10 protein-coding genes are annotated in these 12,676 nt (G+C 61.8%); 8 read left to right on the top strand and 2 right to left on the bottom strand.

All coding sequences use genetic code 11. The annotated features are described in order from the left end of the window. Nucleotides 1-62 precede the first annotated feature (62 nt). A complete protein-coding gene (locus DKK74_RS08340; RefSeq protein WP_110413609.1) occupies nucleotides 63-1,520 on the bottom strand; it encodes an amino acid permease in 1,458 nt (485 codons plus the stop codon). Nucleotides 1,521-1,825: 305 nt separating this feature from the next. On the opposite strand from DKK74_RS08340, the gene DKK74_RS08335 reads away from it, so the two are divergent. The 8 genes from DKK74_RS08335 to DKK74_RS08300 all read left to right on the top strand — a co-directional run bounded on the left by DKK74_RS08335 (nucleotide 1,826) and on the right by DKK74_RS08300 (nucleotide 11,132). Beyond that, nucleotides 1,826-3,316, top strand: a complete 1,491-nt coding sequence (locus tag DKK74_RS08335; RefSeq protein ID WP_110413608.1) for an amino acid permease — start codon at nucleotides 1,826-1,828, stop codon at nucleotides 3,314-3,316. Between the two features lie 159 nt (nucleotides 3,317-3,475). Continuing rightward, a complete protein-coding gene (locus DKK74_RS08330; RefSeq protein ID WP_110413607.1) occupies nucleotides 3,476-5,290 on the top strand; it encodes an FTR1 family iron permease in 1,815 nt (604 codons plus the stop codon). After that, on the top strand, nucleotides 5,287-5,910 hold the full coding sequence (locus DKK74_RS08325; RefSeq protein WP_110413606.1) for an iron transporter: 624 nt from the start codon (nucleotides 5,287-5,289) through the stop codon (nucleotides 5,908-5,910). Before DKK74_RS08330 ends, DKK74_RS08325 begins: the two co-directional genes overlap by 4 nt. 13 nt (nucleotides 5,911-5,923) lie before the next feature. Then, complete coding sequence (locus DKK74_RS08320) at nucleotides 5,924-7,198, top strand: DUF2318 domain-containing protein (RefSeq protein ID WP_110413605.1); 1,275 nt, start codon at nucleotides 5,924-5,926, stop codon at nucleotides 7,196-7,198. A gap of 21 nt (nucleotides 7,199-7,219) precedes the next feature. Continuing rightward, on the top strand, nucleotides 7,220-8,530 hold the full coding sequence (locus tag DKK74_RS08315; protein WP_110413604.1) for an ABC transporter permease: 1,311 nt from the start codon (nucleotides 7,220-7,222) through the stop codon (nucleotides 8,528-8,530). A 16-nt stretch (nucleotides 8,531-8,546) separates the two neighbouring features. Beyond that, nucleotides 8,547-9,713 (top strand): ABC transporter permease, encoded by a 1,167-nt coding sequence (locus DKK74_RS08310; protein ID WP_181414989.1) that lies wholly within the window; start codon nucleotides 8,547-8,549, stop codon nucleotides 9,711-9,713. 44 nt (nucleotides 9,714-9,757) lie between these two features. Next, nucleotides 9,758-10,585 (top strand): ABC transporter ATP-binding protein, encoded by an 828-nt coding sequence (locus tag DKK74_RS08305; protein WP_110413695.1) that lies wholly within the window; start codon nucleotides 9,758-9,760, stop codon nucleotides 10,583-10,585. Between the two features lies 1 nt (nucleotide 10,586). After that, nucleotides 10,587-11,132, top strand: a complete 546-nt coding sequence (locus DKK74_RS08300; protein ID WP_110413602.1) for an FMN-binding protein — start codon at nucleotides 10,587-10,589, stop codon at nucleotides 11,130-11,132. A gap of 91 nt (nucleotides 11,133-11,223) precedes the next feature. Here the strand turns inward: DKK74_RS08300 and DKK74_RS08295 are convergent, their stop codons facing one another. Then, nucleotides 11,224-12,513, bottom strand: a complete 1,290-nt coding sequence (locus DKK74_RS08295; protein WP_110413601.1) for a class I SAM-dependent methyltransferase — start codon at nucleotides 12,511-12,513, stop codon at nucleotides 11,224-11,226. Nucleotides 12,514-12,676 lie beyond the last annotated feature (163 nt).

The following is a 12,676-nucleotide window of genomic DNA, read 5'->3' as shown; positions in this document are numbered from 1 at the left end:
AAGGAAGGGTTGCATGGTCAATTTCCTTAACAGCCGGTCGCGCTTATATTGAATCGTTAATTTCAGGCTCGTCGCTGGGTCAGCTGGTAGGCCACTAGAAGGACGATCAACCAGATGGGCCCGGCGATGACGGCCACCCGGTAGCTGGGCGAGAAGCACATGAGCACCACGATCATGGCCAGGAAGGCCAGGACCGCCCAGGGAGTCACCCGGGCAAAGGGCAGCTTGAAGTGCAGGGCGTTCAGAGCTCTTTCGCCGGTCTTGCCCGCCAGGTCGCCGGGGCCCTCGCCTCGGGCTACGGCGCGCCGGAAGAGCATCTCGGTCACCATGATCATGGACCAATTGATGATGGCCGAGATCGTGGCGATGCTCATCAGGTAGTTGAAGGCGAACTGGGGCCAGAGGAAGACCACGACCACGGCCAGGGCGATGATGCAAGCAGAGGTCAGCACTCCTGCGTAGGGTACCCCTCCCCTGGAAAGCCGTCCCAGGTACTTGGGGGCATTGCCCTGCCGGGCCAGGGAGAAGAGCATGCGGGAATTGGAGTAGAGGGCCGAGTTGTAAACGCTCATGACTGCGGTCAGGCAGACGAAGTTGAGGATGCCTGCGGCTGCGTGAACTCCAACCGAGTCGAAGATCTGGACGAAGGGGCTAACGACCATACCTTGGGCATTGGGCTTGCCGATGGCATTCCAGGGGACCACGGCCATGATCACTCCAAGTGTCAGGATGTAGAAGACCAGTATTCTCCAGATGATGGCGTTGGTGGCCTTGGGGATGGTCCGACGGGGATCGGAGGCCTCCCCGGCGGTGATGCCGATCAGCTCGGTGCCGCCGAAGCTGAACATGACCACCGCCAGCGACATAAGCAGACCGGTCCACTGGCCGTTGGCGCCGTGACGCATAAGTCCGTTGGGCAGGAATCCGCCGCCCACGGTGAACCAATTGGCGAAGGAGGCCCGCAGTCCGTTGGCCGTGGGCAGGGCCATGACCACGACGGCCAGTCCGCCGATGATCATGGCGACGATGGCCGCGATCTTGATGATGGCGAACCAGAACTCGAACTCGCCGAACTTGCTGACTCCCATCAGATTGGCGGCCGTGATGACCACCAGGAAGAAGGCCGCAGATACCCAGGCGGGGATTGCCGGGAACCAGAAGTTGACGAAGGTGCCCACCACGGAGAGTTCGACCATGGATACCAGGACGTAGTTCATCCAGTAGTTCCATCCCGACACGAAACCCGCACGCTTGGACCAGTAGCGGGTGGCGTAGTAGCTGAAAGCGCCGGACTTGGGGTCTTCCACGCTCATTTCGCTCATGGCCCTGACGATCATGAAGATAGCCAGACCGCCTATCAGGTAGGCGATGATGATGGCCGGTCCAGCCAATGAGATGGATTCCCCGGACCCGTAGAAGAGTCCCGTCCCGATGGCGCCGCCCAGCGAGATGAGCTGGATGTGCCTGTTCTTCAGGGTTTTGCGCAGGTTCTTACCCTGCGACTCCTTGGATTGATCCATGGGAATGCCATTCCTTAGGTGGTGATGGTTGTCAACTGGATACCGCCGGCTGACAGGGCCAACCCTATCGGAGACGACCCATGCAGAATGACTATGCCTTTGCATTGTGGAATATAGGCGTCCGCCATATGAGACGTTAAATTCACCGAATCGTGACCGTTGGGTCCTACCATGGGCGTCGGTGCCTGCCGCCTGTTCCCGGTTATCGGCACCTCTGTGGTATTGCTGTCCTACCGGCCTCGAGGGGATGTCCCTTCCTGGACGGCGATGATTAATGGGTTGTGAAGACAAGGAGGTGCAGTCGCATGAACCGTACGGGCAAGGGCCCTTTGGCGCAGCAGAATCAAGGTGACAGCGCCTCGGCAGGCGACGGTATGGAACGCGGTCTGAGCAACCGTCATGTGCAGTTCATCGCCATCGGCGGCACCATCGGCACCGGGCTCTTCCTGGGGTCGGGCAAGTCCATAGCCCTGACCGGTCCCTCCATCATTCTGGTCTACATCGGCGTGGGGCTGATCATGTACCTGCTCATGCGGGCCATTGGCGAGCTCATGTATCGCAGCCCCGTCCAGCACACCTTCATCGCCTTCATCAGCCGCTACCTGGGCCAGGGGTGGGGGTCTTTCGCCGGCTGGTCCTACTGGATCGTGCTCATCCTGATCGGCATGTCCGAGCTGACTGCCGTGGGCACCTACTTCGTCACTTTCTTCGGCACTTTCGGCATTGACCTGAGCGCCTGGCGGGGTCTGATCGAGCTCTGCTTCCTGACGGCCATGGTGTGCATCAACCTGATTGCCGTGAGGGTTTTCGGGGAGACCGAGTTCTGGTTCTCCATGATCAAGATCACCCTGATCCTGGCCATGATTGCTACAGCTGTGGTCATGGTCATCATGGGATTCCACTATCCTGCCGTTCACATGCCGGGACAGGATCGGATCAGCCCGGCCGGCCATGCAGGCCTGGACAACATCACCACTGGACTAAGCCTGGCGCCCAACGGGTGGATGGCCTTCTTCATGAGCTTCCAAATGGTCTTCTTCGCCTACGAGATGATCGAATTCGTGGGGGTGACCGTATCCGAGACCCAGAACCCCCGCAAGGTCCTGCCCAAGGCCATCAATCAGATCATCCTGCGCGTACTGATTTTCTACGTGGGTGCCCTGGTCGCCATTATGCTGATTGTGCCCTGGCGCTCCTTCCGCCCCAACGCTGACGGCAGCTTCACCTCGCCCTTCGTCATGGTCTTCCGTTACGCCGGAGTGGACTGGGCGGCTGCATTGGTCTTCTTCGTGGTCATCACAGCAGCCAGCTCCTCGCTGAATTCCCTGCTCTACTCCGCCGGCCGCAACCTCTTCCAGTTGGCCGCCGCTGGCCGCTCTCCTGTGATGCGCAGCCTGCATACAATCTCACGCCGCGGCAAGGTGCCCGCCCGGGCCATCATCCTGTCCGGAGTGCTGATCCTCTTATCTCCGGTGCTGCATATGCTGCCCGGCTTTGAGGACACCTTCGTCCTGTTCACCTCCTGCTCCAGCGCGGTCATCATATTCATCTACATCCTGACTCTGCTTGCTCACCGCCGCTACCGGACCAGCCCGGACTTCATGCCTGATGGGTTCATCATGCCGGCCTACCGGGTGACTGGAGCCGTTGCCATCGCCTTCTTCGTCCTGATCTACCTCTCGCTCTTCCTGGCCCCCGACACCAGGTATCCAGCCATACTGGGATTGGTCTGGCTGCTGGTATTCGGCGGCATCTGCCTGTGGAAGCATAAGGGTGAGCCGTTGTCGGTCGACTGACCGTCTGCGAGCGTGGGCGCATTATATGGCCTGAAAACGCTATAAACAAGTCTGTTTTTCCATTTGCGCTTGGGCTAGATTGATTTTCGGTAGTTGTCAAATCGACCTTCGTTTCTCGCAGGTTCGATTACGAGGGACTTACGGAGGAGATCATCGCCCATGGTTGCACAGGTTAGCAGGTCACGAGTGGCCAGGACCGCTGGCTCCCTGCTCTCATGCCTGCTGTTGGCTCTGATATTCCTGGTCTTGCAGATCCCTCAGTCGGCCATGGCGGCGAGCGGGGCCACGGATTATGACAGCTGGACCCAGGTGGCTGGTTCCGTATCCCATCAGCTGGATCGAGGGTGTGAGGACTATGCCCGGGGGGATCGCGCCGGGGCTGCCTCGCAATTCATGGGGGCCTACAACGTGGGCTACGTGGGCTCCGGGTTCGTCTCGGTCGTGGAGTCGACCTTAGGGCAGGATAAGCGCAATGCCCTGGACGGGCAATTCCAGGCCCTGCAGAACCAGGCCTACGCCCCGGATGCCGGGCAGGCTCTGACTCAGGGCAGTGAAAAGCTCAAGGCTGATTTGGCGGCTACGGCCACCCAGCTGGATGCCACCCAAGGGCTGGCCAATCCCCGTGCCTATGCCAAGGCTCAGCAGGAGCAGATCAAGGCGGACCGTCGACGGTTGGACGCGGCCAAAAAGCATCGGAACAACGGTAAGGGCGACCGGACTTGGACCCAGGTGGCCCACGAGATGACGCCCATCCTGGATCAGGCGCTCGCGCAGGCATCCAAGGGACAGGGCCAGGCAGGATCCGACCTGGTCAACAAGGCCTATTACCAGTATTACGAAAAGCTGGGCTTCGAGAAGAACGTCATGAATGCCATCAGCGGCAACAGGGTCTCTCAGGTGGAATACCAGTTCAAGGAGACCCGGATGGCCATGGTGGCGGGTAAGCCTGCCAAGACCCTGGTGAACGACCTGAAGAGCATGCTGGTCGAGGACGCAGCCATTCTGGACGGCGGCGCCGCAGACCAGGTCAATGGGTGGACGTCTTTCCTGACCTCCGCCTTCGGCCAGGCCTTCGTGGTTCTGCTGAGGGAGGGGTTGGAGGCCATCCTGGTGGTGGCGGCCATCATCGCCTACCTGGTCAAGTCCGGCCATAAAGACAAGGTTCGGCACATCTACTGGGGCATTGCAGCGGGCCTCGTAGCCAGCGGGCTGGTGGCTCTGCTCTTCACCCTGCTCTTCAACGGGAACGGTCCCGAACAGGAGATTCTGGAGGGCGTGGTGGCGCTGGTAGCCATGCTCATGTTGCTCTACACCAGCAACTGGATGCTGTCCAAGTCCTCTGTGGAATCCTGGAACCACTACATTCAAAGCCGGACGGTGGCGGCCATCTCGAATGGCAGCGTTATCTCCCTGGCCTTGCTCTCCTTCCTGGCGGTCTTCCGGGAGGGTGCTGAGACGGTCATGTTCTACCAGGCCATCTTCGCCATGGCTCCCGGTGGCAGACGGGAGATTTGGACCGGTTTTGCGGCTGCCGCCGTGGTCCTGGTCATTGTCTTCGTGCTCATCCGCTTCACCTCGGTCAAAATTCCCATCCGGCCCTTCTTCATCATCACCAGCCTGCTCATGGCTGTCATGGTGGTCATCTTCGCCGGGGGTGGCGTCCATGCCTTGATCGAGGGCGACCTGGTGCCGGCCACCTATCTGCCTGGTGTGCCCACCAGCGACTGGATAGGGCTGTATCCCTACACGCAGACCATCGGCGCCCAGGTTCTGGCGGCCCTGGTCGTGGTCGTGCTGGCAATTGTGTCGACCCACCGCCTGCACAAGCAGGAGCAGGCGCAGTCGAATCAGGACTCCGGCGGGTCATCGTCGGCAACCGTCCATCAGGCGGCAGCCGATCAGACCGCCGAAGGGGCTGTGCCCTCTGAGGTCACGGCATCCATGCAAACACCAAAAAGCGAAGGACAATCATGAAGAAGAGACAATTGACCGCCCTGGTCGCGATCGTGCTCTCGGGCACCCTGGCCCTGGCGGGGTGCGGCTCCGGCGGATCGGGTACCCGTGAGGCCCCCGCGCCTGAGGCTTCCGGCTCCTCCCAGTCCTCGGCGGGCAAGGGGGCCGGGTTCGAGGAGATCCCCATCCCGCCCGACGATCAGCAGAAGGGCCCTCTGAACATCGGCACGGTCTTCTTCCAGCCCATCGACATGGAGCCCGCCTCCATGGGGTTGAAGGCAGCGGATGCCAGCCTGCATCTGGAGGCTGATATCCACGCCCTGCCCAACAACAACCTGGGCTATGCCAAGGGCGAGTTCGTTCCGGATCTGACCGTCAACTACACCATCCAGAACAAGGACGACCCCAACGACAAGCAGTCCGGCACCTTCATGCAGATGAACGCCTCGGATGGCCCGCATTACGGAGCCAACATCAAGATGGAGAAGGCCGGATCCTACAAGCTGACCTATTCCATCGACTCTCCCGAGAAGAAGGGTTGGATGCTGCACGTCGACCCGGAGACCGGCGTGAAGGGACACTTCTGGACCGAGCCCATCGTGGTCAGCTGGGACTGGGACTACACGCCCCACCAGTGGTAAGCTGCTATGCACCATGCTTGAGCAATTTGTCACGGTCTTGCCGGGGACACTGGCCCCGGCCCTCCTGGTCATGGTTTTCAGTGTGCTTCTGGGGGTTGGCGAGGGCCGCGATCGGCCCCGTTCCTCCTCCTGGCGACTGATTGGCCTGGGGGTCGGCGTGCTGGGGGCGTTGGTCTTCGCCCTCCTGCGCGCCACCGTGATCATCAACCGCCGGACCATGGTCAACTACCCGACCCTGGTAGCCTGCGTTCTGACCGATCTGGCGGCCATCGTAGTGGTGCTGGCCGCCGACCGGCTGGTTTCGGACTGGCATCGCCGCCCCTGGGTCATGGATCTGGCCAACGCCCTGGCGGCCCTGGCCATAGCCCTGACCACCTTCCGTGCCCTACCCGATGTGATCCTGCAGCTTACGGCCTTTGTTGAACCGGGGGAGCCGGTGCTGACCTCGGCCATGCTTCTGCGGGCCCTGGGCTTCCTGCTGGGTCTGGCCGCCGCTGTTACGGTGGCCGCGATTCTGCGGACCATGCATATCTCCTGCCCTCGGATAGCCTTCCGCCTGGCCGCTCTGCTCATGGTGGTCCTGCTGCTGCTCCGGCACGGCGTGGCCCTGGTGGCCCTGATGCAGACCACCGGCCTGGTTCTTCTGCACGGCTGGGCCTTCCGGGTCATGGCCCTGGGCTATAACGCCGATCTGATCCTGGTCCTTGCCCAGGTGCTGGTCTTCATCATTCCGGTCCTGGCCTGTCTAGTTGCAGGCTGGCGTATGCCGGTGACAGGAGCCTCCACAGCCGATGATCGCAGCCATCGTGCCTTCCGCCGAAGGGCCCTGGCGTCAGCGGTCTGGAGCCTGGTGGCCATGATCGGCGTCACCCTGGCTCTGACGGTGGGGACGGCCAAGGCCCATCAGGTGCCCGTGCTTTCGCCTCCGGAACGATATTCCCTGACTGCCGATACGGCTACCATCCGTTTCTCCCAGGTGGAGGATGGCCACCTGCATCGATTCAGCTATCGGGCCAAGGACGGCACCGAAATGCGCTTCATTATAATCCGCAAGAATGGCGCAGCCTACGGAGTCGGGCTGGATGCCTGCGAGAACTGCGGGGATGCGGGCTATTACGAAAAAGACGGCAAGATCATCTGCAAGAAGTGCGACGTAGCCATCAACCTGGCCACCATCGGGTTCAAGGGCGGCTGCAATCCCGTACCCCTGCCATACAAAACCGGCCGGGGCGCCATACTGATCAGCACCGCCGACCTGGATGCTCTGTCCTCGCACTTCAAGAGCTGAAAAAGGGAAGGAGCGGTTGGTATGTTCTTCATGCGAATGATGCTGCGGTCATTCAGCCGCCAGTTCGGGCGAAGAATGCTCATCGCCGTCACAGTCTGTCTGTCTGCCTGCGTGGCTACGGCAATGCTGGGGGTGGTCTTCGACGTGGGCGACAAGCTCAACGCGGAACTGTCCACCTACGGATCCAACATCACGGTCCAGGCCAAGGCGGATGCCGTGGTCTCCGACCTCTACGGCGACCAGGAGGGCGGTCCCTCAAGCGACGAGTCAACACCAACCGCCTTCCTCAAGGAGTCCCAGGTGCCCAAGATCAAGACCATCTTCTGGGCCTACAACATCACCGACTTCGCCCCCCGCCTGGATTTGCGTGGCACCGTGGATCAGGTCGGCGCCCCCCTGGTGGGCACCTGGTTCGGCCGGACCGTCAAGGTCGATAGCGGCGAAAGTAGCACCGCAGGTCTCAAAGGTCTTCGGCCCTGGTGGAAGGTTCAAGGCCGCTGGCCCAAGGATGAGACTGGATCCGGCGGCCGGACCGAAGCCATGATGGGCAAAGAACTGGCTGCACGACTGGGCGGCCGTCAGGTTGGTGACCAGGTCAAGGTGGGTCTGGATGGTAAACAGCAGACTGTCACCATTGTGGGCATCTTCGACTCCGGTGATGCTGATGCCGCCTCCCTCTACCTGCCCACTCGGCCGTTGCAGGAGATGTCCGGCCTGACCGATCAGATCGACCAGGTGGAGGTCAAGGCTCTGACCACGCCAGAGAACGACCTGGCCCGAAAGGCCGCACGAAACCCTGCTGCTCTCTCCCAGGACGAATGGGAGACCTGGTATTGCACGGCCTATCCCTCATCCATCGCCTACCAGATCGAGGAGGCCATACCCGGGTCCATGGCCAAGCAGGTCAGACAGGTGGCAGCCCTGCAGGGCGACGTTCTGCAGAAGACCCAGGCGGTCATGATCCTGATGACCATGCTCAGCCTGCTGGCGGCGGCCATCGCCGTGGCCAATCTGATGGCGTCCTCCATAAGCGAGCGGTCCTCGGAGTTCGCCCTGCTCAAGGCCTTGGGCGCCACCGACGGGGCTGTGTCCCGATTGGTGTTGGCCGAGACGGCCCTGATCGCCCTGGCCGGGGCTCTGGTCGGCGCCCTGCTGGGTTCTGGAGTGGCTCAGATCGTGGGCAGGGTGGTCTTTGGATCAGGCATCACCATGAGGCCTATGGTCTTCGTGTTGGTCTTCGTGCTGCTGGCCCTGACCGTGCTGCTGGCATCCATCTCGTCCATCAGATCGATTCTGCGGCTTCGGCCGGCGGAGGTGCTTCATGGCCGCTGATCGCCATAAGAGCCATATGACCAATACCCGCATGTTCCTGACCATGCTCTTCGGGGCTGTTTTCCGTCGTCGAGGCCGGGCCCTCATGGCCGTGGTGGCCTCCCTGGTGGGTGCCGCCACCCTCTTCTGCCTGGCGGCAGTCTGCATCGAGGCCCCTAGACAGATCAACCAGGAGATGCGTTCCTACGGGGCCAACTTGATCGTTTCGCCCATTCAGGGGGGCAACCGGTCCGGATCCGGCATCGAACAGGGCATGGTGGACCACACTACCCACATGGTGACCGCCAAGGCCCCGACTCGGTACGCCACCTATCGATATGAGACGGTGCAGGTCAATGCTGGCGCCCGCGTGATGGCCGGCATCCACCCCGACCAGGTGCGCCAGCTCAACCGCCACTGGAGCGTGGAGGGAGCTTGGCCGCAGCCCGGTTCAGTCATGGTGGGGCGGGACTTGGCAGATTCGCTGGGGCTGACCACCGGCAAGCAGATAACTATTGGTTATCCCGCTGGAAAGGTCACCGTCACAGACAAGGCCGGAAGCCAGGGACGTGACTTTCGAGTGGGAGGCATCGTCGATACCGGCGGCCCCGAGGATCGGATCATCTACGCCGACTTGTCCGATCTGGAGCTCCTGACCGGGGCCAAGAGGGGTACCGATGTCATCGAATACTCGGTCAACACCATGACCTCGGGGCTGAAGACCATTGCTGCCAGCATCAACGACATGACCTCCATGGGGGTCAAGGCCCGGCCGGTCACCAGGATCACAGCAGGCGACAGCCATACCATCGCCATGCTCCAGTCGCTCTTCTGGCTGGTTTCGGTGGTGGTGCTGGTCCTGACCTTCGTGGGCGTGGGGACCACCATGGCCTCCATCGTTTCCCAACGGCGCAGCGAGATCGGCCTGCGCAAGGCCCTGGGGGCCTCTTCGCGGGGGATAGCCATGGAGTTTCTGGCGGAATCGGCCTGCTACGGATTGGCTGGAGGTCTGATCGGTACCGCCTTAGGCTATGGCTTCGCCCGGCTGCTCTGCCTGTCCGTCTTCCAGCGGCCGCTGGGCTTCAACTGGTGGCTGGCTCTGGGCACGGTCCTGCTGAGCGTGGCCATATCCATGATCGCATCAATCCGGCCGGTCCTCCGGGCTTCGCGTATCGACCCGGCCCTGGTTTTGAGGGAGGAATGACAATGATGCAGGCAAAGGCGAGCGAGTTCCAGTCGGGCGGTGGCATGCTGCTGGATCTGGACCATGTTTCCAAAATCTACGGCGATCTGCATGCCCTGGACGATCTGAACCTGAGCGTCCCGCAGGGCCAGTGGCTGGCTGTGGTGGGGTCCTCCGGCTCAGGCAAGACCACGCTGATGAACATTCTGGGCTGCATGGACACTCCCAGCCGGGGCTCGGTCCGTCTGCAGGGGCGGCCGCTGGAGGACCTGAGCCAGTCCCAGCTGGCCGATGTGCGCAAGAACGTGATCGGCCTGGTCTTCCAGAAGTTCTACCTGGTCCCGCATCTGACCGCCCTGGAGAACGTCATGGTGGCGCAGTACTACCACTCGGTGGTGGACGAGGATCAGGCCATGAAGGCTCTGAACCGGGTGGGTTTGGCGGATCGGGCCCGGCACCTGCCCAGCCAGCTTTCAGGCGGCGAGCAGCAGCGGGTCTGCGTGGCCCGGGCGTTGATCAACGAGCCCAAGCTGATCCTGGCTGACGAGCCCACTGGCAACTTGGACGAGGCCAATGAGCGGATTGTGCTGGACCTCTTTAGGCAATTGCATGATCAGGGGACCTCCCTGATCGTGGTCACGCACGATGCCTTGGTGGCCTCGTGCGCCCAGCGGGAGATCATGCTCAACCATGGGGTGCTGGCTGGCGAGCAGTGGAATGATGAGGAGGCCAAGCGGGCCTACCTGGCAGCTGGAGGTCGGCCGGCCTTCAGTGGGGCTCCTGGCGACACCGGGGACCAGGATATTCCCGTGGGCTTCCATGACCCTACTAAGATGGCCAAGACAGGTGGGTCTCTGCCGGGATCGGCCGCTGAATCAGAAGGAGGGCGCTGAGATGGCCAAAAGCAAGTCTCGTGGGCTGGCCACTGCTTCGGCAACATTGGCGACTCTGGTGGCGGTCGGCTCGCTCCTAGGCGGTTGCGGAAGCCAGCAGGCCAAGCCTATGGACGACGAGTTCGCCGGATCGGGCGCGGAGTCCAGCTCTGCTCCAGAGTCGGGAGCCGGTGCTGCGGGCGAGGGCACGCCCACGGCTGTTTCCCGTGATGGACTGCCGACCGCTCCGGCTGACACGGGCAACTATCACGATGGCACTTACGCCCTGACGGGCAAGTACGGGCATGACGGGGCTGACAGCATCGATGTGGATCTGGACCTGTCGGGAGGCCAGGTGACCCGGGTCCAGGTCCAGGGGCATTCGGACTCGCCCATTTCGCGCGGTCATATGGAACGCTTCGCCAAGGCTGTGCCTGGTGTAGTCCAGGGACGCCCGCTCAAGGACCTCAAGGTGGACAAGGTGGCTGGGGCCAGCTGGACCTCGGACGCCTTCAACAAGGCCCTGGATTTGGCCCGGCTGGAGGCTTCGGCGGACAGGTCGTCCTGAGAACCGGGCCGTACGAGTAGCAGGCTTTACGGGTGGCGGAAACAAAAAAGGGGCGAGGATTTGACTCCCCGCCCCTTTTCGGGCCTGTATGCTACCGGTCCCACCAGGGCCGCAGCGGATAGGTGTCCGTGCCGGTCTCGGGATTAGGCTTGATGCACTGGAACTGGTGTATCTGAATGTTGTCGAGTTCGAAGTTGAGCCGCGCGCCGGCCATGTACAGGCCCCAGAGTCGTGCCTTGGGTTCGCCCACCATGGGTTTGGCCTGGTCCCAATGCTCCTGGAGGTTCTCGGTCCAGTGCTTGAGGGTCAGCGCATAGTGCTGACGCAGGTTCTCTTGGGTGATGACCTCGAAGCCGGTGTCCTGGATGGCCAGTTCGATCTCGGCCGGGCTGGCCAGCTCGCCGTCGGGGAAGATGTAGCGGTCGATGAATCCGCCTGCTCTCTTGTGGTCGTGGGAGTTGGTGCGGGTGATCTGGTGGTTGAGCAGGATGCCGCCCGGACGCAGCTTGTCCATCATCTCCTTGAAATAGGAGGGATACTGCTTGTAACCCACATGCTCCATCATGCCGATGGAGCAGATTCCATCAAAGCCGGACTCGGGAACGTCACGATAATCCATCAGCCTGACCTCTGCCAGATCCTGCAGGCCCTCCTGGCGGATCCAGTTCTGGGCCCACTCGACCTGCTCCTCAGCCAAAGTCACACCGATGACATGGATGCCGCGGCGGGCTGCCGCAATCTCCATGGAGCCCCAGCCGCAACCCACGTCCAGCAGACGGTCGCCCTTGTTCAGGTGCATCTTGTCCAGGACCATGTTGAGCTTGTGCCACTGAGCGTCTTCCAGGCTGCCGTCCGCCTTCTCGAAGACGGCGCAGGTGTAGGTCATGGAGGAGCCCAGGAAGAGCCGGTAGAAGTCGTTGGACTGGTCATAGTGGTAACTGACGGTGGCTGCGTCGCCCCGGCGAGTGTGGGGACGGATGCCCTCGGTCAGTCGCTTTGCCAGGGAAGGCCCCTCGATGGCCGGTGGCTCGGGTACCCTCACCCCGTGTGAGAAGACGGCTGCAGCTGCTCGGGCCAGCTCCATCTTGCTGGGATGCTTGACGAAGTGCTTAAGACCCATCAGATCCTTGAGAACCTGATAGGGGTTGCCTGGCAGCAGCTCAGGAGAATCCAGATCGCCCTGCAGGTAGGCACGGGCCAGACCCAGGTCGTTGGGATTCTCCGTGATGTAGTACATGGCACGGGAATTCTTGACTTCCAGATGCAGTGGCGCTTGCTCCTGTCCGAAGACCGACCCGTCAAAGGCGGTCACCTGCACAGGCGCGTCAGGGGTGAGGAAGAGCCCGATCATCTCGGCTACAGTCATCTTGCTTTTGGCCATAAAGCCCCCTTGTGTGACCCGACATGACCGAACATGGCGGGTCTGGTAGTTAGTGGATACAAGTACTGTCTTCACCCTACCCCTGACACTGGTCCCTGTTGGTCCTATGTTCGGGGAATTATTCCGCATGGGAAACCTTGCCTGGGTACAGACTCTTTGGTAA

Source organism: Bifidobacterium asteroides (assembly GCF_003202755.1).
GTDB classification, from domain to species: domain Bacteria; phylum Actinomycetota; class Actinomycetes; order Actinomycetales; family Bifidobacteriaceae; genus Bombiscardovia; species Bombiscardovia asteroides_F.
This window is presented reverse-complemented; position numbering and strand designations above follow the sequence as displayed.

Excerpts from the sequence above, each read along its gene's own strand:
- DKK74_RS08320 (WP_110413605.1), top strand. The coding sequence starts at position 5,924 with ATGCTTGAGCAATTTGTCACGGTCTTGCCGGGGACACTGGCCCCGGCC.
- DKK74_RS08295 (WP_110413601.1), bottom strand. The coding sequence starts at position 12,513 with ATGGCCAAAAGCAAGATGACTGTAGCCGAGATGATCGGGCTCTTCCTC.
- DKK74_RS08335 (WP_110413608.1), top strand. The coding sequence starts at position 1,826 with ATGAACCGTACGGGCAAGGGCCCTTTGGCGCAGCAGAATCAAGGTGAC.
- DKK74_RS08315 (WP_110413604.1), top strand. The coding sequence starts at position 7,220 with ATGTTCTTCATGCGAATGATGCTGCGGTCATTCAGCCGCCAGTTCGGG.
- DKK74_RS08310 (WP_181414989.1), top strand. The coding sequence starts at position 8,547 with ATGACCAATACCCGCATGTTCCTGACCATGCTCTTCGGGGCTGTTTTC.
- DKK74_RS08330 (WP_110413607.1), top strand. The coding sequence starts at position 3,476 with ATGGTTGCACAGGTTAGCAGGTCACGAGTGGCCAGGACCGCTGGCTCC.
- DKK74_RS08305 (WP_110413695.1), top strand. The coding sequence starts at position 9,758 with ATGCTGCTGGATCTGGACCATGTTTCCAAAATCTACGGCGATCTGCAT.
- DKK74_RS08340 (WP_110413609.1), bottom strand. The coding sequence starts at position 1,520 with ATGGATCAATCCAAGGAGTCGCAGGGTAAGAACCTGCGCAAAACCCTG.
- DKK74_RS08300 (WP_110413602.1), top strand. The coding sequence starts at position 10,587 with ATGGCCAAAAGCAAGTCTCGTGGGCTGGCCACTGCTTCGGCAACATTG.
- DKK74_RS08325 (WP_110413606.1), top strand. The coding sequence starts at position 5,287 with ATGAAGAAGAGACAATTGACCGCCCTGGTCGCGATCGTGCTCTCGGGC.